Annotated in this window: 20 protein-coding genes; 8 read left to right on the top strand and 12 right to left on the bottom strand. The window is 54.6% G+C overall.

The genetic code is table 11. The annotated features are described in order from the left end of the window. The first annotated feature begins 14 nt into the window (after positions 1-14). On the top strand, positions 15-1,133 hold the full coding sequence (gene mraY, locus ACK4HN_RS00890) for a phospho-N-acetylmuramoyl-pentapeptide-transferase (RefSeq protein WP_409868196.1): 1,119 nt from the start codon (positions 15-17) through the stop codon (positions 1,131-1,133). A gap of 18 nt (positions 1,134-1,151) precedes the next feature. After that, positions 1,152-2,201 carry a zinc-dependent alcohol dehydrogenase gene (locus ACK4HN_RS00895; protein WP_409868197.1) on the top strand — a complete coding sequence of 350 codons (1,050 nt, stop codon included), beginning with the start codon at positions 1,152-1,154 and terminating at the stop codon, positions 2,199-2,201. Here ACK4HN_RS00895 and ACK4HN_RS00900 read toward each other — a convergent pair whose 3' ends face one another. The 8 genes from ACK4HN_RS00900 to petC form a co-directional block, all read right to left on the bottom strand. Further along, positions 2,202-3,374 carry a murein transglycosylase A gene (locus ACK4HN_RS00900; protein WP_409868198.1) on the bottom strand — a complete coding sequence of 391 codons (1,173 nt, stop codon included), beginning with the start codon at positions 3,372-3,374 and terminating at the stop codon, positions 2,202-2,204. A 5-nt stretch (positions 3,375-3,379) separates the two neighbouring features. Further along, entirely contained in the window at positions 3,380-3,631 is a 252-nt protein-coding gene (locus ACK4HN_RS00905) for a hypothetical protein (protein WP_409850899.1), read from the bottom strand. Positions 3,632-3,700: 69 nt separating this feature from the next. Continuing rightward, the gene (locus ACK4HN_RS00910) at positions 3,701-4,297 is read right to left on the bottom strand and encodes a tetratricopeptide repeat protein (RefSeq protein ID WP_409868199.1); all 597 of its coding nucleotides are present in this window, start codon (positions 4,295-4,297) and stop codon (positions 3,701-3,703) included. A 267-nt stretch (positions 4,298-4,564) separates the two neighbouring features. Then, entirely contained in the window at positions 4,565-5,296 is a 732-nt protein-coding gene (tpiA, locus tag ACK4HN_RS00915) for a triose-phosphate isomerase (RefSeq protein WP_409868200.1), read from the bottom strand. A 110-nt stretch (positions 5,297-5,406) separates the two neighbouring features. Continuing rightward, on the bottom strand, positions 5,407-7,146 hold the full coding sequence (locus tag ACK4HN_RS00920) for an ABC transporter ATP-binding protein (RefSeq protein ID WP_409868201.1): 1,740 nt from the start codon (positions 7,144-7,146) through the stop codon (positions 5,407-5,409). A gap of 3 nt (positions 7,147-7,149) precedes the next feature. Further along, the gene (mnmE, locus tag ACK4HN_RS00925; RefSeq protein ID WP_409868202.1) at positions 7,150-8,559 is read right to left on the bottom strand and encodes a tRNA uridine-5-carboxymethylaminomethyl(34) synthesis GTPase MnmE; all 1,410 of its coding nucleotides are present in this window, start codon (positions 8,557-8,559) and stop codon (positions 7,150-7,152) included. 22 nt (positions 8,560-8,581) lie between these two features. Further along, positions 8,582-9,517: a cytochrome f gene (gene petA / locus ACK4HN_RS00930; RefSeq protein ID WP_409868203.1), complete on the bottom strand. Its 936-nt coding sequence runs from the start codon at positions 9,515-9,517 to the stop codon at positions 8,582-8,584. A 19-nt stretch (positions 9,518-9,536) separates the two neighbouring features. Next, positions 9,537-10,079: a cytochrome b6-f complex iron-sulfur subunit gene (gene petC, locus ACK4HN_RS00935; RefSeq protein WP_409852185.1), complete on the bottom strand. Its 543-nt coding sequence runs from the start codon at positions 10,077-10,079 to the stop codon at positions 9,537-9,539. A gap of 114 nt (positions 10,080-10,193) precedes the next feature. Between petC and ACK4HN_RS00940 the strand changes: the two genes are divergently transcribed. The 4 genes from ACK4HN_RS00940 (at position 10,194) to ACK4HN_RS00955 (ending at position 12,118) form a co-directional block, all read left to right on the top strand. After that, a complete protein-coding gene (locus ACK4HN_RS00940) occupies positions 10,194-10,514 on the top strand; it encodes a DUF3067 family protein (RefSeq protein WP_409868204.1) in 321 nt (106 codons plus the stop codon). Positions 10,515-10,741: 227 nt separating this feature from the next. Further along, positions 10,742-11,227, top strand: coding sequence for an allophycocyanin subunit alpha (apcA, locus tag ACK4HN_RS00945; protein ID WP_409868205.1), 486 nt, complete (start codon positions 10,742-10,744; stop codon positions 11,225-11,227). 59 nt (positions 11,228-11,286) lie between these two features. Next, positions 11,287-11,772 (top strand): allophycocyanin subunit beta, encoded by a 486-nt coding sequence (gene apcB / locus ACK4HN_RS00950; protein ID WP_149817471.1) that lies wholly within the window; start codon positions 11,287-11,289, stop codon positions 11,770-11,772. Between the two features lie 142 nt (positions 11,773-11,914). Then, positions 11,915-12,118 (top strand): phycobilisome linker polypeptide, encoded by a 204-nt coding sequence (locus ACK4HN_RS00955; protein ID WP_181496422.1) that lies wholly within the window; start codon positions 11,915-11,917, stop codon positions 12,116-12,118. 146 nt (positions 12,119-12,264) lie between these two features. Here the strand turns inward: ACK4HN_RS00955 and ACK4HN_RS00960 are convergent, their stop codons facing one another. Further along, positions 12,265-12,600: a carbon dioxide-concentrating mechanism protein CcmK gene (locus ACK4HN_RS00960; protein ID WP_409868206.1), complete on the bottom strand. Its 336-nt coding sequence runs from the start codon at positions 12,598-12,600 to the stop codon at positions 12,265-12,267. Between the two features lie 189 nt (positions 12,601-12,789). Beyond that, entirely contained in the window at positions 12,790-13,602 is an 813-nt protein-coding gene (gene tatC / locus ACK4HN_RS00965) for a twin-arginine translocase subunit TatC (RefSeq protein WP_409868207.1), read from the bottom strand. Positions 13,603-13,755: 153 nt separating this feature from the next. Between tatC and mfd the strand changes: the two genes are divergently transcribed. After that, entirely contained in the window at positions 13,756-17,232 is a 3,477-nt protein-coding gene (gene mfd / locus ACK4HN_RS00970) for a transcription-repair coupling factor (protein WP_409868208.1), read from the top strand. Here mfd and rfbD read toward each other — a convergent pair. Further along, positions 17,183-18,076: a dTDP-4-dehydrorhamnose reductase gene (gene rfbD / locus ACK4HN_RS00975; RefSeq protein ID WP_409868209.1), complete on the bottom strand. Its 894-nt coding sequence runs from the start codon at positions 18,074-18,076 to the stop codon at positions 17,183-17,185. The genes mfd and rfbD overlap by 50 nt on opposite strands. Positions 18,077-18,138: 62 nt before the next feature. Between rfbD and ACK4HN_RS00980 the strand changes: the two genes are divergently transcribed. Further along, on the top strand, positions 18,139-20,073 hold the full coding sequence (locus ACK4HN_RS00980) for an ABC1 kinase family protein (protein ID WP_409877101.1): 1,935 nt from the start codon (positions 18,139-18,141) through the stop codon (positions 20,071-20,073). Here the strand turns inward: ACK4HN_RS00980 and ACK4HN_RS00985 are convergent. Further along, positions 20,009-21,121, bottom strand: a complete 1,113-nt coding sequence (locus tag ACK4HN_RS00985; protein WP_409868211.1) for a hypothetical protein — start codon at positions 21,119-21,121, stop codon at positions 20,009-20,011. The two genes, ACK4HN_RS00980 and ACK4HN_RS00985, sit on opposite strands and share 65 nt — an antisense overlap. Between the last annotated feature and the right edge of the window lie 174 nt (positions 21,122-21,295).

The raw sequence follows: 21,295 nt of genomic DNA on the forward strand, positions 1-21,295 counted from the left end.
CTAGAGCTATCCCCATGCCCTCCACCAAAACCACGGCTGCCGTTGAACCCCGCTGGCTGACAGGACAGCGACTTTTTGGCCTTCTCACTATTGGCCTACTCATTGCGAGTATTGCCTACGATACCGCGGCAAACCACTGGCAACAGCCGTTGCAAACCCTGACACTGCCTTGGTTGGTGAGTTTGGCCATCGTTGCGGTTCTAGGCATGGCCGTGGTACCTTTGCTGCGGCGACTAAAGACAGGGCAAATTATTCGCGAAGATGGCCCGCAATCCCATCTGCAAAAATCGGGCACACCGACAATGGGGGGAATCTTTTTTGTGCCGACGGGGTTAGGGCTGGCACTCCTGTGGACGGCGGTAGCGCAGGGGAAGCTATCAGCAGGGGTGGGGGCGATCGCCCTTCTTGTGCTGGGGTATGCCGTCATTGGCTGGTGGGATGACTGGCAAGTTCTGCGGCGCAAATCCAACAAAGGGTTATCGGCTCGGCTGCGGCTCTTCCTTGAGGGCATTGGGGCAGCTCTTTTTTGTGCTTGGCTGGTGGGGAGTGATCCAACGGCAACGGTAGTGACGGCTCCTTGGGGGTGGGTTTGGCCTTTGGGGATTGCCTTTATTCCCTTGGCTATTTTTGTGCCGATGGCAGAAGGAAATGCCCTCAATCTCACCGATGGTCTCGATGGTCTTGCCGCTGGCACGGCGGCGATCGCCCTTCTTGCTTTAGGAATGATTCTGACTGCCCAGCCGGATTTGCAAATTCTAGCAGTGGTCATGAGTGGTGCCTGTCTTGGTTTCCTCTGGCACAATCACCATCCGGCGCGGGTGTTTATGGGGGATACGGGTTCACTGGCCCTTGGGGCACTCCTAGGGGGCATTGGCTTGGCCAGTCACCACCTCTGGGAACTGTTGATTGTCAGTGGTCTTTTCTTTGTGGAGTCCCTCTCAGTGATTGTCCAAGTGCTCTACTACAAGGCAACCAAAGGCCCCGACGGTGTGGGCAAACGGCTGCTGCGGATGGCGCCTCTGCACCATCACTTTGAGTTGGGCGGCTGGTCAGAACTGCGAATCGTCGCTAGCTTCTATGGGGTGGTTGCCCTCTTGGGACTGCTCTGTGGCCTCCTGCAAGGGTTGGCCTAATCCGATGGGGGACGTGCAATGAAAGCAGCAGTGCTCTACGGCAAAGAAGATGTGCGCATTGAAACCGTGGCCGATCCCACGCCGGGTCCCGGAGAAGTGGTGATTCGTGTTCAGGCCGCAACCACCTGTGGTACGGATTTGAAGGTATGGCGGCGCGGCGGTCATGCGCGGATGCTAACGCCACCGATTCTCTTTGGTCATGAAGCAGCCGGGGAAATTGTTGCCCTAGGAGCAGGCGTGACCGGATGGCGGGTGGGCGATCGCGTGGTAGCCAATAATTCTGCCCCCTGTGGCCAGTGTTTTTACTGTCAGCGGCAGGCTTTTTCTCTGTGTCCCCATCTGGAATTCAACAATGGCACGTTTGCCGAGTACCTAAAAATTCCCGCCAGCATTGTCCGCCAGAATCTACTGCGCATTCCAGAGTCCCTCTCCTTTGCCTTGGCAGCACTGACTGAACCCCTTGCCTGTGTTCTCCACGGTGTTGCCCGCTCTGGCTTTGACCCCGCAATGGCTGAGATGTGGCCCAGTCCACCGCAAATTGTGGTTTTAGGAGATGGTGCCATTGGCCTAATGTTTATGGGGGTTCTGGCACAGCAGGGAGCACGGGTTCTCGCCTTTGGCGGTTCCGATCAGCGGCTGGCGATCGCCCGTACCTTTGGGGCAGAGCAGACCATCAATCATCACCAGTGCAGCGATATTCCCGCCGTCGTCAAAGACTGGACGGAAGGACGTGGTGCCGATATTGTCATTGAAGCCACTGGGGTTCCCGAAGTCTGGGAAACGGCGATTGCCTGTGGTCGCCCCGGTGCCACGATTAACCTTTTTGGTGGCTGCCCTCGGGAAACCTCGATTCGGGTGGATACGGAACGCCTGCACTACGAAGAATTGACTCTCAAGGGGGTGTTTCACAACACGCCCACCTTTGTCCGCCAAGCCCTAGAGTTAATTGCCAGTGGCACGCTCCCCTTCGAGAAACTGATTAGTGGCCAAGCTCCCCTAAGGGAGATTGAAAACGTCCTCCAAGCAATGAAGGCGCGCCAAGTGATTAAAGTAGCGCTGCACCCCTAGCTATTCCCGCAGGAGCAAATAGTACAACTGCCCCGGCGTATTGATGAGACCGGCTCGCGCCTTGGCTACATCTCCCGTGCCCATGAAAATATCAACACGACCCGGCCCACGAATGGCACTGCCGGTATCCTGATCCAAGACAAAACGGCTGACGGGGGTTTGTTGCCATTGACCTTGGGCTTTAAGGGGAATTTTCGTGTTGATCACCGCTAAGGCACCCGGCGGCATCAAGGACTTATCGGTGGCGATCGAACGCTCTGGAATCACTGGGGTCGAGAGGCTGCCCGTGGGGGGACGCCCTTGGGTGTGTTCAAAAAAGACAAAGCTGGTGTTGCGGGGCAAATAGCGATCTAGCTCAGCAGGGTTGGCCTTAAAGTAGTTCATGAGGCGTGGTAGCGTCAGTTCCTCACGGGCAATCTTGCCATCACGAATCAGTTCTTGACCAATACTGGTGTAGGGGTGATTGGTTTTACCGGCATAGCCGACGGTAAAGCGGCGACCATCGGGCAGTTGCAGTTCCGCAGACCCTTGGACATGAACAAGAAAGGCCTCTAGGCGATCGCGCAGATAGACCAGCTCCAGCCCCCGCAAAGGGCCATTGCGCCACTGCAAACCATCCGCCCCCTCCAGTTCCAAGCGGGTTGGGTGGGGTTGTGGCCACTGCTCAAAATTGGGGGGGCGACGAAACAGGGGATAGCGGTATTCTGCGGTGGGCACTAAGCTAGCGCGGTAGGTGGGTACATAATAGCCCGTGAAATCCACTCGCCCTTGGCCATCGCTGCCAATAGATTGGTAAAACACAAATTCCCGCTTCACCGCTGCTTGCAGTTCTGCCGCAGAGCGACGGGTTTGCACTAAATGGCGAAAGCGTTCGAGGGAGCGGATTACCCGCTGCTGGAGATTGGGGCCAAGGGCGGCACCAGGTTGGCCGGGAGCGGTGTAGGCAGCATAGTCGCGGCGGGCTTGATCGCTGCGCAGGTAACGCAAACTGTAATCAATGGCTTGCAGCAGTCGCGCGCGTTCACTGGGGAATTGCCAGAGAGCCGTATCCAAGGCAATGCTGGGGGGGAGATGGCTTTGGCGGATGAGGGGAGTTGCCGTTGAAGTCGTGACGATCGCGCTGGTTGCAAGGGTCACAATCCCCTGCATCCAACCGCTGAATATACCCGCCATAGAGGTTAGAACCGATCCACACTCGAAGTAAAGACGGGTTCAACCCGAATGGCCAGCACCTTTGAGGGGCGCACCACCATGTATTCCCCTTGAATGTTCTTAATGGGAACGGAGATAAAGTCATTGGAATTGACTTTGGCCACTAACTCGTTGCTGTACCACTTCTGGAAGTCTTGAATGGTGGGGAAGCGCACCTCCTCACGGTGACCGCCCTCTAGAAATAAATGAACCGCAAATTCAGACGGGGTTCTGGGCATAGGCGCGATCGCTCATCCTTATCATGCACATTATCCTCCTATTATCGCCGTAATCGGTGGCTTCAGGTACTAGGGACCACCCGTGAGGGGACGGGGGGCGCGATCGTAGTACTGGGCGGTCATCGCTGGGTTGAGAGCGCGAGCACGCTCATAGTCCCGTTGCGCCAATTCCACATTGCCGCTGTCAAAGTGCGCCATGCCGCGGCTATAGTAGGCAGCAACAAATTGCGGATCCCGCGCTAGGGCAGCATCAAAGTCTGCAATCGCCGCTGTGTAGTTTTGCAGAGCAAGATAGGCCATGCCCCGGTTGTAGTAGGCAGCAATGAACTGGGGGTCGTTGCGCACTGCAGTGGTAAAGTCCGCGATCGCCCGCTGCAGATCCCCTTGGTCATAGTAGGCTAGGCCGCGAGCAAAGTAGTAGTCAGCACTGGGGTTGAGTCTGATTGCTTGGCTAAAGGCATTAATGGCAGCAGCCAGATCACCCGTACCTTGGTGCATTAACCCCACGTTGTAGTAGTCCTCGGCACTGCGGGGCACAAGGCGTTGCAGTTCTTGAAGTTCAGGGGGTGTGAGGGTGGCGATCGCCATGGGCTGTGCCACAGCAGCACTGCTGAGACCAACAAAAGCAGCTAAAACTGTCAAAGCACTGAAGAGTGGTTGGCGCATCGTCGGCCTCCTTTTGGCATTCCTCTGCCTCACTTCGATCCTAGAAAGAAAATGCAGAAATCGCCCAGCAAACGATAACAGTTGTAATAAATCCAAAGCCCTGCCTCTTTGCTGAACAACCCGCCCTGGTTCAGGGACCTTTTGCCCATGGCCTCTTGGGGAACAGGGCTGCACAGTGACATCTTTCAGTTTTACTAGCCGCTGGGCAGTGCTCTAGCGCTGGGATTAGGTGTGATTTAGGGCACTGACTGACAGGCAGTGGGGCACTCAAAGGGGCTTGTAATTGACAATGCGCCCAAAACTCTGCGGCTGCAAACTAGCGCCCCCGACTAAGACCCCATCAATTTCTGGTTGCGCCATAATTGCATCAATATTATTGGCATTGACCGAGCCACCGTACTGGATGGGGACATTGGGGTTTTGCAGCTGGCTGCGAATGAGACCAATAATGCGGTTAGCCTCTGTTTCCTCACAGGTGTCGCCAGTCCCAATTGCCCAAATGGGTTCGTAGGCAATCACCAAATTGCTTTGATCCACATCCACCAAGTCCAGCGCCAACTGCTGAAAGATGTGATTTTCCGTTTCGCCCGCATCCCGTTGGGCTTTGGTTTCACCGACACAGAGAATCGGTGTCAGGCCGTGGCGTTGAGCGGCCTTAAGGCGCTGGTTAACCGTGGCATCGGTTTCCCCAAAATACTGCCGTCGCTCACTGTGGCCAATAATCACATAGCGCACCCCTAGCTCCACCAACATCGGCGGCGAAATTTCGCCCGTAAACGCCCCTTGATCTGCCCAGTGAACGTTTTGCGCTCCCAGTTTCACCCGCGTGCCGTGCAGACTCTTGGACAATACACTTAAGCAGGTGTAGGGAACACAGAGCGCGATCTCGCGATCGCTGGGGGTATCCACCAACTGTCCTAGAAAGTCCTGTAGGAAGGCCACTGCCTCCTGTTGGGTTTTGTGCATTTTCCAGTTACCAGCAAGAACCTTTGGGCGCACTCGTCCTGACTTTCCTCTGCGAAACTTAGCGTAATTAAGCGTACCATACGGGCTACCGATCCCATTGAAGAACGGCGCCGACATCCCAGACTGCTGCTGGGCGGGCGAGTCTAGGGATCGGTCTCTTGGCAATACTGTTGTGCATAGAACTGGGCATAGCGGGCGGACTGGGCAAGTAATTCCTGGTGAGTGCCACTTTCAATGATGCGGCCCTGTTCTAGAACCAGAATGCGATCGGCGCGACGAACCGTGGCCAAACGGTGGGCAATGATAAAGACAGTTCGCCCTTTCATTGCCTTCTCCAGAGCGCTTTGCACAAGGGCTTCCGATTCAGAGTCCAAAGCAGAGGTGGCTTCATCCAAGATCAAGATACGCGGATCAGCATAAACTGCACGGGCGATCGCCAGCCGTTGCCGTTGCCCGCCGGAGAGATTGATTCCCCTTTCCCCCACCCATGTCCGATAGCCATCGGGAAACTGCGTAATAAAGTCGTGGGCATTGGCAATCTTGGCTGCCGCAATTAGACGCTCCCAGTCAGGTTCAGCATAACCAAAGGCAATATTTTGGGCAATGGTGCCTGAAAAAAGAATCGTTTCTTGAGGAACAACGCCAATTTGCCGCCGCAAGCTTTTGAGGGTCACGGTTTTAATATCAATGCCGTCAATCAAGACCTTTCCCGCTTGGGGGTCATAAAAACGGGGCAAGAGGTTAACAATGGTTGATTTACCTGCTCCTGAATATCCCACAAGGGCAATCACTTCGCCCGGCTCTGCCAAGAGATTAAAGTCCCTGAGCACCGGACGCTCTGGATCATAGCCAAAGCACACATTTACGTATTGCACTTTGCCAGAAATGGGGGGTAAGGGCTGTGCATGGCTTATTTCTTTGATTGTGGGTTCGAGAGCCAACAGGCCAAAGCTACGCTCCACCGAGGCCTGCGCCATTTTCAGTTCGTTGTAATCAGCGGAAATCATATTAATTGGGTCTATCAGTAGCGCCACTGCGGCGACAAAGCTGAGGAACTGCGGCCCCGTGAGATGACCGGCATTGATTTGCCACGCCCCTAGGATAAACAGCAGCATAATGCTGAGGGCTTCGAGAAACCCCACCACAGGGTATTGCATTGACTTAATGCGTTCTGCACGGTAGCGATCGCGGCGATTAATATCGGCCTGCTGTTCAAACTGCTTTACGGCATAGTCCTCGGCAGCAAAGGCTTTGATCAAGCGAATCCCTGCAAACACTTCCGTGAGGTGGGAGGCCAAATCGGCAGTGCGAGCTTGACTCAGGCGCGACTGTCGCAACAAACAGTTGCCAAACCAAGCGATCAGAAACGTCATTAGCGGCGCAATGATCATCGTCCCCAATGTCAGTTGCCAGTTGAGGTAGAACATATAGCCAATGACGGCAACCGTTGTTAAAGTTGAGGGGATGAGGCGATGAAAACTATTGTTGACCATGACACCAATGCGATCCACATCCTCAGTGAGGCGGTAGGTGAGATCGCCGGTCGCTGCTTTTTCAAAATAGTCCACCCCCAAACGATGGAGATGACGGTAAAGCCGCACCCGAATGTCATAGACAATCCGTAGGGAAATATCGGACATTAGGACATCTTGACCAAATTGGCAAAAACTACGACCGACAAACAGCAGCGAGGAGGCGGCACACCATTGAATTAGACCTAGCAAATCCCCTGCCCCAATGAGCTTTGCTGCTTGGCCAATCAGGTAGGCGATCGCCGGCATGGTGGAGACGTAGCCAAGGGTACACAGGAAAGCGACCAGCAACCGTCGCCGATAGGGAAGGATATAAGCAAATAACGGCCGGTAACTGGCACTCCAAAGCATGGGCTATTTTCCAATGCAAAAGCGGCTAAAGATTTGTTCTAGCATGGATTCGGTGACCTCCTCCCCCGTGAGGGTGCCAAGGACGCGGGCAGCCGCATGCAGGTCAATCGTCCAAAAATCAAGGGGCAGTTGGGCATCAATGGCAGCAAGGACATGATTCAGGGATTGGTGAACCTGCTCTAGGAGGGCGGCTTGGCGTTGGTTGATGGCAAAGTCTAGGTTGGCGGCAGTCACCCCTTTGCCTTGAACAAGGTTGAGAATAGCGTTCTCCAGATGCTCAATTCCCCTTTGGCTGAGGGCCGAGAGCAGCACGGTGGGAATGGGGGCAATGGGCAAGGGAATCTCATTAACATCTGCGGTTTCGTTGAGGAGATCAGCCTTATTCAAGACGACAAGGACTGACTGAGGCGCTTGTTGCCGCCGTTGTTGGAGATCGAGTTGGTTGTAGATGTCCTGATCAGCGGCTGTCCAGCCTTGGCTCGCATCAATGACAAGGAGAATCAGATCGGCACTGGCGGCAGCTTGGCGCGATCGCTCCACGCCCATGCGTTCCACTAGATCATGGGTTTCGCGAATGCCTGCGGTATCCAGCACCTGAATGGGAATGCCACCAACAACTAATTGAGACTCCACAATATCGCGGGTGGTGCCGGGTAAATCCGTAACAATGGCGCGATCGCTGCGGCTCCAAGCATTGAGCAGACTCGACTTACCCACATTCGGGCGACCCACAATGGCCACCTTTAACCCCGTGCGAATCAGTGCCCCCCGTTCTGCCGTGGCCAAAAACGCCTCTACTTGGTGTTGCAACTGCCGAATTTCCTCAGCAATGGCTGCGGGGTCAAGGGGGGGTAGCTCGTCGGTAAAATCGAGTCGCGCTTCAATTTCCGCCAAGAGAGATAAACAGGTCTGACGAATGTGCTTGAGGGGGCGGGCAAGTTTCCCCGTCAGACCCGCGAGGGCCATTTGGGCCGCAGCTGTGGATTGAGCAGCCACTAGTTCAGCCACACTTTCGGCTTGGGTGAGATCAAGGCGACCATTGAGAAAGGCGCGCAGGGTAAATTCCCCCGGATCTGCGAGGCGTGCCCCTGCGGCGACACAGAGCTGCAGCACCCGCTGGACAGGGATGAGACCGCCATGACAGTGAAATTCCACCACATCTTCACGGGTGTAGGAGCGGGGAGCGAGCATTAAAAGGAGAAGCGCCTCATCTACCCGTTCTCCACTTTGGGGATCACGCACATAGCCGTAGAGAATGCGGTGGGACTCCCAGCGCTGCTTGCCGGGGGCTTCAAATAAAGACTGGGCGATCGCAACAGCCTTGGCTCCAGAGAGGCGGACAATGCCGATACTCCCTTGCTGGGGCACAATCGCCGTGGCGATCGCCACAATCGTGTCATGGAGGTGTTGCACGAGCGCTCAGGATATTCCTCCCTTAGAAACTCATCTCAGCGGCTTGCACTTTCTCCACTTGTTTCTTCTTCAGCACAAGCAGAATCTGCGACAGGGTAATGGCGGCAAAAAAGACCAACAGCCATTTAATGCGGTTGGGATCCTGCAGGACAATTTCCGTATCCTTTTGACCAAAACCGCCCACATTGGGATTGTTGGTGAGGGCTTCACCCGCCGCCACTGTTTGGCCTTCACTGACGATGAGATCAGGGCCAGCGGGAATGGTTTCCGTGACAGCTTCGCCACTTTCGGGGGTAATCACCACCGCAGTACTGCCATCGGGGTTAGCGGTAATACTGGTAATCGTGCCCGCGATCGGTGCAGTAAAGACGTTGTTGTTACTCTTTTCACCGTTGGGATAGACTTGACCGCGACCGCGGTTGCCCCCGGCGTGAACGGCGTATTTACCAAAGTGGATCGATTTATCCGTGGCAGGGTTGGGGGCTAGAACGGGGAAAACAATTTCTTGGTACTGCTCGCCCGGTAGAGGACCCACTAGAATAATGTTTTGCTTATCCTCACTGTAGGGTTGGTAGTAAATGCCGCTGGTTTTGGCTTTTAGCTCCTCAGGAATGCGATCCGGGGGAGCAATTTTGAAGCCCTCGGGCAGCATCAGTACTGCACCGACATTCAGACCCCCTTTAGAGCCATCCCCCAGCACCTGTTGCACACTGGTGTCGTAGGGAATTTTCACCACGGCTTCAAAAACGGAATCGGGGGTAACGGCTTGGGGCACTTCGACTTGGGTGGGCTTGGCGGCGAGGTGACAGTTGGCACAAACAATCCGCCCAGTGGCCTCACGGGGACTGTCATAGCCCTGCTGCGCATAAAAGGGATAGGCCTGCGCTTGTGGTGCCCAGAGAAACATGCTGGCGGCAAGGGCGATCGCCAGCGTTAAAGGTTTGAAAAAGCGTTTCATACCACTCCCTAATTTCTTTTTACGTCCACCAAGGTTCTTTGCCTGTGCGGAAATCGGTTTCCGTCCAAGGGGTAAATACCAGTTTGTCATCTTCAGTCACTGTGGCCTTCACCAGTGCCAAGGAGAGGGGGGCAGGACCACGCACCACCTTACCCGTGCTGTCGTACTGAGAGCCATGGCAGGGGCAAATGAACTTGTTTTCACTGACGTTCCAAGGCACCACACAGCCGAGGTGGGTGCAGACGGCATTCAAGCCGTAATTGGCAATTTGGTGATCCTCAGTAACAATCACGTAGGTGGGATCCCCTTTAATTCCTTGGGCAAGGGAGCGATCGCCCGGCAGGTGCTTCGTTAGGTACTCAGAAACTTTAATATCGTTGCCCAAGGCATCCTTGGCAACCACGCCACCACCTGTGCCGCCACTTGAGGGCGGAATGAAGTACTTGACGACAGGATAAAGAGCACCCAACGCTGTACCCGTGATGGTACCAAACGTCAGTAGGTTCATAAACTGTCGCCGCCCCATATCGGGCACATCAGACATTCCAGAAACTTGAGCCATGGTTTACGCTTATTTACTAAGGAATCGAAACGGACAGCCGTAAAATAATTACGTTTGTTAACTATTATCACACTGTCCGAGCCGTCCCAACCGCAAGGGCTGAAATTCTTGCCAATGCTGACGCCCCTCACTGGTGATGAACTCCATGCTTTGCTCCTGCGCAAATGGGGGCGCTCCTTTGACCTGCAGTTTCGCCGAGTGGGCGATCGCGTGTTTTTACAGGTGATGTGGCGCTACCTCGAGCAGGCCTCCTATCCCGATACGCCCGAAGACTATGCCGCCCACCTCGGGGCGATCGCCCAGCACCTGAATGACTGGGGCTGTGCCCAGCAAGTCTGCACCTTTATTGAGACGACCCGTGAGAAACCCCGCCTCGGCAAGGCCGTGAATATTCCCCTCGACCTTGGCACCCGCATTATCGAATGGCTGGAATAGCCCCTTAGCAGATTTCTGAAAAAATGTTAAGAATGTTAAAAAGGATTGCGATGATGTGAGAGATGTCCCCCCGATGCCTGAGAATGTTTGCGGAAGGTTACGTCAGCCCCTTGGGTGAATCGCCGTACCTATCCTCCCTTCAGAAGGTCGGTAAGTCGTAACGTTCCAATGGCAGATGCCACATTATCAAGACCCTTGTTTTACAATTCCAACTTTGGAGGAACTCAATGAGCGTCGTCACGAAATCGATCGTGAATGCAGATGCCGAGGCCCGTTACCTCAGCCCCGGTGAACTGGATCGCATTAAAAGCTTTGTCAGCACCGGCGAGCGTCGTCTGCGCATTGCCCAAACCCTGACTGAAAACCGCGAGCGGATTGTCAAGCAAGCGGGCGATCAACTCTTCCAAAAACGGCCTGATGTGGTCTCCCCCGGTGGCAATGCCTACGGCGAAGAAATGACCGCCACCTGTCTGCGTGACCTCGACTACTACCTGCGGCTTGTGACCTACGGTATTGTTGCCGGTGATGTCACCCCCATCGAAGAAATTGGTTTGGTGGGTGTGCGTGAAATGTACAACTCCCTTGGCACCCCCATTCCAGCCGTGGCCGAAGGGATTCGTGCTATGAAGAACGTTGCTTCCTCGCTGCTGTCTGCGGAAGATGCCGCTGAAGCCGGTTCTTACTTTGACTACGTGATTGGCGCCATGCAGTAGGTCGCCTTAGCATCCTTCATTGATCCATCATCCAAATCAGTTTTTGAGGAAAAAGAACTATGCAAGACGCGATTACCGCTGTCATCAACGCCTCTGACGTACAAGGCAAATACCTCGACACCGCCGCCATGGAGAAGCTGAAAGCTTACTTCGCAACTGGCGAACTGCGGGTGCGGGCTGCCACTGTGATTAGCGCCAATGCTGCCAATATCGTCAAAGAAGCCGTGGCCAAATCTCTGCTCTACTCTGACATCACCCGTCCCGGTGGCAACATGTACACCACCCGTCGCTATGCCGCCTGCATCCGCGATCTCGACTACTACCTGCGCTATGCCACCTATGCCATGCTAGCTGGGGATCCTTCCATCCTCGATGAGCGGGTGCTCAATGGGTTGAAAGAAACCTACAACTCCTTGGGGGTGCCCATCGCTGCCACTGTGCAAGCCATCCAAGCCATGAAAGAAGTCACCGCCAGCTTGGTGGGTGCCGATGCCGGCAAAGAAATGGGCATCTACTTTGACTACATCTGCTCTGGCTTAAGCTAAGTACAGCTCTCCAGTCACACATCTGTCTGGGAGTTAGGGGTTAGAGTGTCAGCCTGTCATGGCAATTGTGCTTAAACAGTCTGAGTCTGGCCTTTAGCTCCCAGACGTGTAATCAGCCCACATAGAGTTGGAGTCCCATCCCATGCGCATGTTTAGAATTACCGCCTGTGTGCCGAGTCAAACCCGTATTCGTACCCAGCGTGAACTGCAAAACACCTATTTCACAAAACTGGTGCCCTACGAAAACTGGTTCCGCGAGCAACAACGCATCCAAAAAATGGGTGGCAAAATTGTGAAAGTGGAACTGTTTACGGGTAAGCCGGGGGTCAACACCGGTCTGGCCTAGGTATCCCTCTAAAACTGTTTCCTAGCGATTTTGCGGCTTCACTGTTGAGATAGTTGATTGGGTGGGTTGTTCCCTTCTAAGACAATTATCTGAGCGGTGAAGCTTTGCTCATTACTCATTAAATTAAAGAATTTCTTTCAAGACGCCTAAACTAGAAAACGTTCCCAGCCATCGCCATATTGGAACCGAATTTTGGGGAAAACGGCCTCTAAATTCTCGTGGGGGCGTGGGATCACCGTTGACGACAGATAGAGGGTTTTTTCCTTAGGACTTTGAGCCGGAATTTTCTTGGCAGCTTCGACACCAGCAGCAACCGCAATTTGCACTTCAGAAACGTCGCCGCGCACAATAATTGTTAGGCGAGCACCACTGACCACTTCATAGCCCACAAGAGTAACCCGCGCTGCTTTCACCATCACATCGGCAACGGCTAAGGCAGGGGGATGACCCAGTACTTCTACCATCCCAAGGGCAATGGGCATGAAAACTACTCCTAAACACAAAAATTTGTTAAAGTAATGCCATTTTTGCGATCGCAAACGGACGCACTGATTTGGCAACATCAGCATATCATCTCTATTGATAGCCTTGATAAGTTCGAGGGGCGATCGCGATAATTGATTTTTATCGCCAAAATCATCTTTTCTGATTGAGTCTTTTTTGAGGGTATTTTAGGAACGCCCCACTCCCATCAGTTTTGCTAAGCCAACCCCCGTAAAGTAAAGAGCAAGCAGAGCACCTGCCAAGAGTCCCTGCGTAATCGGATCAATGGAGGGCGTTAAGACCGCTGCCACGGCCACGGCAATAATCACCACGTAGCGCCACTGACTGAGCATTTGCGGGATCGAGACAATGCCGAGGGCAATGAGTACCAACTGGAGAATGGGGACTTGGAAGGCGAGGCCAGTGGCAAGGAGCAATAGCAAAATAAAGTCCACATAGCGATCGATTGACCACAGTTGCTCCACCACCTCTGCCCCATAGTTAATGAAAAAGCCGAGGGCTGCAGGAGCCAAGAGGGTATAGGCAAAGACCAAACCGGCAATAAAGAGAATGGATGAACCAAAAACCACCGGTGCCAGCAAGCGTTGCTCACGCCGCGTCAATCCCGGCAGGATAAAACGGATAGCTTGGTAGAGAATCATCGGCGTTGCTAGGAGGATGCCACTGTAGGCCGCCGCTTTACAGGAGACAAAAAAGTATTCCCCCGGACTCAGTTGCAGGAACTTAGCACCATGGGCTGGTTTTTCTAGGAACTGAATGATCCAGCGCACTTGGGTAAAGCAGAGAACTATCGTGACAGCAACAGTGCCCAGTACCACAAAAAGCCGCTGCCGTAACTCCTCAAGGTGATCCCAGAGGGACATTTCCACCTCATTGGGCAGTTCATCCTCCGGATCAATAGGCTCATTGGCCTCAAGGGCGCTTTCAACAATGGCCGAGGATTCGGGAGCAGGACTATCAATATCGGGCGATCGCGTCATCAAATGTCTGGAATTCTCACTCTTTAATAATTATGAACGAAGTCCTAGATTGCATCCCCTTGCTGTGTCCCATATTTTAGAAAAGGGACGCAGTCTAACGCTCCCCTTGAGGCTGAATTCCAGAGTCTTAGTCACCTGCACCGACACTCGTCTATGTCCTTAATGGCAATTCCCCGCAGTTGGGGTAAGCTGCCGCTGACGGCTGAACTGCTCAGCAAACTAGAACACCAACGGGAACTTGTCCTCACGGGGATGCCCCGCCTTGTCAAGGGCTTGGTGGCCACCACATTGGCGCAGCAGCGTCAGCAATCCCTCTGTGTGATTACTTCCACCCTAGAGGAGGGGGGACGCTGGGCAGCGCAGTTGGAACTCATGGGCTGGGATGCGGTTCTCTTTTACCCGACATCGGAGGCCTCTCCCTATGACCCCTTTGACTTGGAAGCAGAGATGGTCTGGGGGCAACTGCAAGTTTTAGTTGAGTGTGCCCATCGTGCCAATATTGCCATTGTCACCACCGAACGGGCACTGCAACCCCACTTGCCGCCACCGCCACAATTCTATGCTGCCTGCCTGACATTGCAGGTGGGGCAAGCGTACTCCTTAGGGGAAGTGGCCACTGCCTTGGCCGCCCTTGGTTATGAGCGAGTTCCCCTGGTGGAAACGGAGGGTCAGTGGAGTCGGCGCGGCGACATTGTGGATATTTTCCCTGTCTCGGCGGAGCTGCCGGTGCGTCTGCAATGGTTTGGCGATGAAATTGAGTCCATTCGCGAGTTTGATCCGGCTAGTCAACGCTCCCTGCAGGTGGAAAGCGATCGCCTTGATGCCCTTGAGCAGGTCACCCTGACGCCCATTAGTTTTACCCGCCTGATTGCCCAAGCCCTGCGGGCAGCGGATCACGGCCATCTCATTCCAGAGGATCAGGAGGGACTGCGACGCTATCTGGGGGTGGCTTTCCCTGAGCCAGCCTCCCTCCTAGATTATTTACCTGCCCAAACACTGATTGCCGTGGATGAGCCGCCCCTTTGTGCCGCCCATGGCGATCGCTGGTACGAACAAGCCCATGCCTACTGGCAGACTCTAGAGCCACCTCCGCCTCCGATTCATCGTCCATGGTCGGCCAGTGCCCAAGCCCTCAAGCGGTTTCCATGTCTTCACCTCTACGAACTGGCCAGTGAGGGGCTAGGTTTGAATTTATCAGCACGGGCAGTGCCGGCCATTCCCCACCAATTTGGTCGCTTGGCGGCCACCCTGCGGGAGGAACGGGACAAAGGTTATACCGTGTGGTTGGTCTCTGCGCAGCCGAGTCGCTCCGTGGCCCTGTTGCAGGAGCACGATTGCCCCGCCCAGTTTGTGCCCAATCCCAAAGACTTTCCAGCCATTGATAAGCTGCAACAGCAGCGACTGCCCATTGCCCTCAAAGTCAGTGGTCTTGCGGAAATCAGTGGCTTTATTTTGCCTACGTTCCGCACGGTGCTGGTGAGCGATCGCGAGTTCTTTGGTCAGCACAACCTAGTTCAGCTTGGCTATGTGCGCAAACGCCGCCGCGCTGCTGCTAAACAGGTGGATCTCAACAAGCTCCAGCCAGGGGACTACGTCGTGCATCGCCAACACGGCATTGGTCAGTTCCTGCGCCTTGAAACCCTCACGATTAACAACGAAACCCGCGAGTACTTGGCCCTGCAATATGCGGATGGCATCCTCCGCGTTGCTGCCGATCAATTGAATAGTCTCTCCCGCTACCGCAAACAAAGCGATGGGATTCCCCAACTTAATAAATTAACGGGCAACACTTGGGAACGTACCAAAGCACGGGTACGCAAGGCCATTAAGAAAGTGGCGGTGGATTTGCTGCAACTCTATGCCCAACGCGCCCAGCAACAGGGCTTTGCCTTCCCGCCGGATACACCGTGGCAGCAGGAAATGGAGGACTCGTTTCCCTATCAACTGACGCCCGATCAACTCAAGGCCATCCAAGAGGTCAAGGCCGATATGGAGAGCGATCGCCCCATGGATCGGCTCATCTGTGGGGATGTTGGCTTTGGGAAAACCGAAGTGGCCATTCGCGCCATTTTCAAAGCCGTGATGGCGGGCAAGCAGGCGGTGGTTCTGGCACCCACAACGATTCTGACGCAGCAGCATTACCACACCCTCAAGGAGCGCTTTGCCCCCTATCCAATTCAAGTGGGACTCCTCAATCGCTTTCGCAGTGAGCGGGAGCGTCAAGACATCCTGCAAAAACTGAAAACCGGCGAAATTGATGTTGTCGTGGGCACCCATCAACTCCTGAGCAAGGCTGTCAAGTTTCGCGACTTAGGGCTACTGGTGGTGGATGAAGAACAACGCTTTGGCGTTAACCAAAAGGAGAAAATCAAAGCCCTGAAAACCCAAGTGGATGTCCTTACCCTGAGTGCGACACCGATTCCGCGCACCCTCTATATGGCGCTGTCGGGGGTTCGGGAAATGAGCCTGATCACCACACCCCCCCCCTCGCGGCGCCCGATTCAAACCCACCTTGCCCCCTATGATCCAGAAACGGTACGCAGTGCGATTCGCCAAGAACTGGATCGGGGGGGTCAAGTTTTCTATGTCGTGCCGCGGGTTGAGGGCATTGAGGAGGTGGCAGCCAAACTCCAAGGGATGGTGCCCAGTGCCCGTATTCTCATTGCCCATGGCCAGCTGGCAGAGGGGGAACTGGAATCCACGATGCTGGGCTTTAGCAATGGTGAGGCCGATATTCTGGTCTGTACGACCATCATTGAGTCGGGCTTAGATATTCCCCGCGTCAATACGATTTTGATAGAGGACGCACAGCGGTTTGGTCTGGCCCAGCTCTATCAACTGCGGGGTCGCGTTGGCCGCGCCGGCATTCAAGCCCATGCGTGGTTATTTTACCCCCGTCAAGAGGTACTCACCGATGCTGCCCGTCAACGGCTGCGGGCAATTCAGGAGTTTACCCAACTGGGATCGGGCTACCAACTGGCCATGCGAGATATGGAGATTCGCGGCGTCGGTAATCTCTTGGGGGCAGAGCAGCACGGCCAACTGGACAGTGTGGGCTTTGATTTATATGTGGAACTGCTCGAGGAAGCGATCGCCGAAATTCGCGGCCAAGACATTCCCAGCATTGACGATACCCAAGTGGATCTCAATGTCACTGCCTTTATTCCCGCTGACTATATGCCCGATTTAGAGCAAAAGATGGCCGCTTACCGTGCAGTCTCCGCTGCAACGACAAAAGAAGACTTAATGCAATTGGCGGCAGAGTGGAGCGATCGCTATGGGGCATTGCCGAAATCCGTGCAGCAACTGCTGCGGGTGGTCGAACTCAAGCAACTGGCACGTCAGTGTGGTATTAGCCGCATTCGTCCTGAAGGGAAGCAGCACGTGATCCTTGAAACCCCGATGGCAGAGCCAGCATGGAAACTGCTCCTAGAGCAACTGCCTACCCATCTCCAAAGTCGGTTTGTCTATCATCAGGGCAAAATTACTGTGCGGGGATTAGGGCTACAGCCAGTGGAAAAACAACTGGAGCAGCTCATTAACTGGTTCAGCCAGATGCAAACCACCTTGCAACAGCTCCCTAAAGAACGGATTGGAGATCTAGTTGCGTCAAAAGGGGTTCAAGAATAACCTCCCAAGGGGGTAGAGGGGCACCCAAAACCGCCTCCAACTTCTCACAATTGAGCACAGAAAAGGCGGGGCGCTTGGCGGGTGTGGGATACTCACTGCTGGGAATTGCCTCGAGGGTAGCTGTCTTATAGCCCTTGGCACGCAGGTGATCAAAAATTTTGGCGGCAAAGCCATACCAACTGGTACTGCCACGCGGCGTCAGGTGATAGAGACCGCTGAGAGAGGGATCTGCAAGCCAGCGTTCAAGGAGCTGATAGGTGACCTGGGCAATGAAGGGAGCCGCCGTGGGCGTCCCAATTTGGTCGGCAACCACCCGCACCACAGGCTGGGTTTGGGCAAGGCGAACCATTGTGCGCAAAAAGTTCTTGCCCCGCAGGTCATAAACCCAACTGGTGCGCAAGATGAGATGGGCAGGGTGATGGGTGGCGATCGCCTGCTCGCCTAGCCACTTACTGTAGCCATAGGCATTGAGGGGAGCAGTAGCATCGGTTTCGCGATAGGGTCGCGATTGATGACCCGCAAACACATAGTCCGTAGAGTAGTGAATCAACAGTCCCCCCACCGTTGCCAGCGTTTCTGCCAAAAGACCCACGGCAGCGCCATTAATCCGTTGTGCCCGTTCCGGTTCCTGTTCTGCCTGATCCACGGCAGTATAGGCCGCTGCATTGATCACCACATCGGGGCGGAGGGTTTTCAGCAAGCGAGGAATGGCCTCTAACTCTTCCAAGTCTAGGGTTACGGCAGTGCCTTGGCGAGCAATGGGAATCACTTCAACGCCGGAGGGTGCCTGCTGTACCAATTGCCAGCCTACCTGCCCCGTTGCCCCCAAAATGACTAGCCGCATTTTCCGCACTCCTTGAGGATGAACTGATTGTTAAAATACTTTAAGAGTTTGCGCCACTGCCCATGAGTACGGCACTTGTCCCCCTTGATTCTGCACCCCAAGAGATTGCGATCGCCGCTGAAACCCTTCCCAATGATCTGGAGACCTTTCAACCCTATGATCCAGTGGCCATTGATGCCTACTATCGGCAGCGGCCTTTACTGGTTTTGAGTCGCTGGTTGCGGATTCTCTGGCCCGTATTTTGGCTTCTCTTTAATCGCTGGTGGGACAGGGTAACGGGGCAAAGTAAACAACGGCAGCGCCAGCGGGCAATCGCCCTGCGGGAAACTCTAACCCGCCTTGGCCCTGCCTATATCAAAGTGGGGCAAGCCCTCTCTACACGTCCGGACTTGTTGCCAGCAGTCTATTTGGAGGAATTAACCAAACTCCAAGATCAGTTGCCCCCTTTTCCCAATGAAGTGGCCTTTCAATTTATTGAGGAGGAATTGGGCGCCCCCCCCAGTGAACTCTTTGCTGAACTCAGTGATCATCCCATTGCTGCTGCCTCCTTGGGACAGGTGTATCGCGGCAAACTCCACAGCGGTGAAGAGGTGGCCGTTAAAGTACAGCGCCCCGGCTTGGCAGAAAGTATCACCTTAGACATTTACATTCTGCGGGGGGTGGCCTATTGGGCAAAACGCCTGATCAAAGAGATTCGCAGTGATTTAGTGGCCATTCTCGATGAATTTGCCAGTCGCCTCTTTGAGGAAATGGACTATACCCAAGAGGGACGCAATGCCGAACGCTTTGCCCGCCTCTATGGCCACCTCCCTGATGTCTATATCCCCAAAATCTACTGGAAATATACACGGCGGCGGGTACTGACCATGGAGTGGGTGATGGGGGTCAAACTCAACCAACCGCAGCAAATTCAGGCCTTGGGGATTGATCCGCGCTATATGGTGTATGTGGGGGTGCAGTGCTCCCTGCGCCAGTTGCTGGAACATGGGTTTTTCCATGCGGATCCGCATCCGGGGAATCTGTTGGCCATGCCCAGTGGTAAATTGGCCTACCTTGACTTTGGCATGATGAGTGAAATTGCCCCAGAGCAGCGCTATGGCTTGCTGAATGCCATTGTCCACATTGTCAATCGGGAGTACGAGAGCCTTGCCTACGACTATGTTCATTTAGGTTTCCTAACGCCAGATACCGATCTGGAACCGATTATTCCGGCGCTTGCCTTGGTGTTTGAGGATGCTCTGGGAGCCAGTGTTTCGGAACTCAATATCCAACGCATTTTTGATCGCCTGTCAGAGGTGATGTATGAATATCCCTTCCAGGTGCCCGCCTACTATGCCTTGATTGTGCGATCGCTCCTGACCATGGAGGGGATTGCCATGGGCGTTGACCCCAACTTCAAGGTACTCAGTGCTGCCTATCCCTACATTGCCAAGCGACTGCTGACGGATCCTGCCCCAGAGCTGCGCACAAGTCTTGCGAACCTGCTGCTCAAAGATGGTCAATTTCGCTGGACGCGCCTAGAAAATCTACTCCGCAATGCCCGCGAGAGTCGTGACTATGACTTTAGTGTGGTCTTGGAGCAAGCCTTGGATTTTCTCTTTTCGGAGCGGGGAGCGGAGTATCGCGATCGCCTCGCGGATGAAATTGTCAAGAGCCTCGATAGTTGGGCACGGACAACGATGGGGCAATGGAACTTGGTACAACTGTTACCCCTAGTAACCCGTCCAGTACCGACAACGGCGAGTTCCAATATCATCAGTGAACCCAATGCCCTAGAGCATTTGCGCCGCATTTTCAGTATCTTGCAGGATACCCCTGGCTTCGACTGGGGCAAAGTCATCCCTGCAATTCTGCAAATTATTGTGCGCCCAGAGGCACAACAAATGGGTCAGCGCATTGTCAACGGCCTTCTCCAACGGGCGATCGCCCGCTTTATTCGGGAGATGTTGCTGGCGGACTCGCCGCCGGCCCTTCAGACGACGAGTTTGTCCCGCTAGGTTCCGCTGGGGGTGGCGCCTCTTCTGGGGGTGTGGGGTTTGGTGCTGGTGAGGCTCCACTGGTAGGAGGTGGGCTAGCCTCTGGCTTCGCTGTTGCTGGCCGTGGAGCAGGCGTTGGTGTCGCTGGTTGTTGTCTAGGAGCTGGCGCGGGTTGCTGACCTCGGCACACTTCGGGGCGATACTCAAAGGCAAAGGTGAGCGCCAAAGCTTGGTATTGCCCTGTGGCCTCAAAGGATTGCTGTCTTACCCGTTCTAAAGCTGCTTGATCGAGGATTGCCGAGCCACTACTGCGAATAATCTGGGGATTGCGCGTGAGCAAACCTGTTTCTGGGGCGGCATTGGCAGGGAGCAATTCACCCTGGGGAGTCACTACCACTGCAACCGTTGTTTCCCCTTGCAGGCGATCGCCACAGGCCGCTGGGGGATAAAAGTCCGTAATCCGCTGGGCTAAATCCACTCGCAAATTGCTGGTGTTGAGGGTCAAGCGGGCTTGATTAAACCAACGGGATAACGCCGCTGCGGCCTCACCCTCCGTGGTTGCCACTGGCTCTTCAGCGGTGGGTTCAGGAGTAGGAGTCGGTGAGACCAGTGCCGGGGCAACGGCCACCTCTTCATGCGGAGTTGTCGGGATCACGGGTAAAGGGCGAGTAGGCGGAGGCAACTGCCATAGGGGGGGTAAGGACTGCATCGGCACTGGAGCAGGCAAGGGCGGGAGTTCCGTCAGCGGCGGCAAGGGGGCAAAGGAAAGAGGGGGTGGCTCAATACCTGTAAACGGCAGAGGCGGTGGCGTGGTCGTGGCAAGGGGCGGCAATTCTGTGGGCAACAGCGGTTCGATAGAGGGTAACTCCGCTTCTAGTTCGGGAGAAAGGTTGACCAAGGGCACCAGTTGATCACTGGCCAACTCTGGCGGTCTCGGTTCAGGCACACGCACAAAGGAGAGGATAACAGCATGCAGAAGAATTGAACTGGCGATCGCCAGCCGTGTTGGCTCCCACACTGGCCATTGGGAAACCCTTTGCCAAATTGGTTGAACGGGTAGCCGCAACACACTAGACCCTCCAGGCCCGCAAATCTCCATGATGATTGTATCGTGGCTAATTCTCGCTAGTGCCAAGCAGGACTTGCTGCAGAAGACGAATCATCTCGTCTTAATATCAACTTTGAATATGGAGCACTTTGCCTTCTGCTCGATCTAAAAAACCATAGGACAGCATTGAAATAA

This window comes from Thermosynechococcus sp. (assembly GCF_046299655.1).
Lineage (GTDB): Bacteria > Cyanobacteriota > Cyanobacteriia > Thermosynechococcales > Thermosynechococcaceae > Thermosynechococcus.

Excerpts from the sequence above, each read along its gene's own strand:
- mraY (WP_409868196.1), top strand. The coding sequence starts at position 15 with ATGCCCTCCACCAAAACCACGGCTGCCGTTGAACCCCGCTGGCTGACA.
- ACK4HN_RS00895 (WP_409868197.1), top strand. The coding sequence starts at position 1,152 with ATGAAAGCAGCAGTGCTCTACGGCAAAGAAGATGTGCGCATTGAAACC.
- ACK4HN_RS00900 (WP_409868198.1), bottom strand. The coding sequence starts at position 3,374 with ATGGCGGGTATATTCAGCGGTTGGATGCAGGGGATTGTGACCCTTGCA.
- ACK4HN_RS00905 (WP_409850899.1), bottom strand. The coding sequence starts at position 3,631 with ATGCCCAGAACCCCGTCTGAATTTGCGGTTCATTTATTTCTAGAGGGC.
- ACK4HN_RS00910 (WP_409868199.1), bottom strand. The coding sequence starts at position 4,297 with ATGCGCCAACCACTCTTCAGTGCTTTGACAGTTTTAGCTGCTTTTGTT.
- ACK4HN_RS00920 (WP_409868201.1), bottom strand. The coding sequence starts at position 7,146 with ATGCTTTGGAGTGCCAGTTACCGGCCGTTATTTGCTTATATCCTTCCC.
- petA (WP_409868203.1), bottom strand. The coding sequence starts at position 9,517 with ATGAAACGCTTTTTCAAACCTTTAACGCTGGCGATCGCCCTTGCCGCC.
- petC (WP_409852185.1), bottom strand. The coding sequence starts at position 10,079 with ATGGCTCAAGTTTCTGGAATGTCTGATGTGCCCGATATGGGGCGGCGA.
- ACK4HN_RS00940 (WP_409868204.1), top strand. The coding sequence starts at position 10,194 with ATGCTGACGCCCCTCACTGGTGATGAACTCCATGCTTTGCTCCTGCGC.
- apcA (WP_409868205.1), top strand. The coding sequence starts at position 10,742 with ATGAGCGTCGTCACGAAATCGATCGTGAATGCAGATGCCGAGGCCCGT.
- apcB (WP_149817471.1), top strand. The coding sequence starts at position 11,287 with ATGCAAGACGCGATTACCGCTGTCATCAACGCCTCTGACGTACAAGGC.
- ACK4HN_RS00955 (WP_181496422.1), top strand. The coding sequence starts at position 11,915 with ATGCGCATGTTTAGAATTACCGCCTGTGTGCCGAGTCAAACCCGTATT.
- ACK4HN_RS00960 (WP_409868206.1), bottom strand. The coding sequence starts at position 12,600 with ATGCCCATTGCCCTTGGGATGGTAGAAGTACTGGGTCATCCCCCTGCC.
- tatC (WP_409868207.1), bottom strand. The coding sequence starts at position 13,602 with ATGACGCGATCGCCCGATATTGATAGTCCTGCTCCCGAATCCTCGGCC.
- mfd (WP_409868208.1), top strand. The coding sequence starts at position 13,756 with ATGTCCTTAATGGCAATTCCCCGCAGTTGGGGTAAGCTGCCGCTGACG.
- rfbD (WP_409868209.1), bottom strand. The coding sequence starts at position 18,076 with ATGCGGCTAGTCATTTTGGGGGCAACGGGGCAGGTAGGCTGGCAATTG.
- ACK4HN_RS00980 (WP_409877101.1), top strand. The coding sequence starts at position 18,139 with ATGAGTACGGCACTTGTCCCCCTTGATTCTGCACCCCAAGAGATTGCG.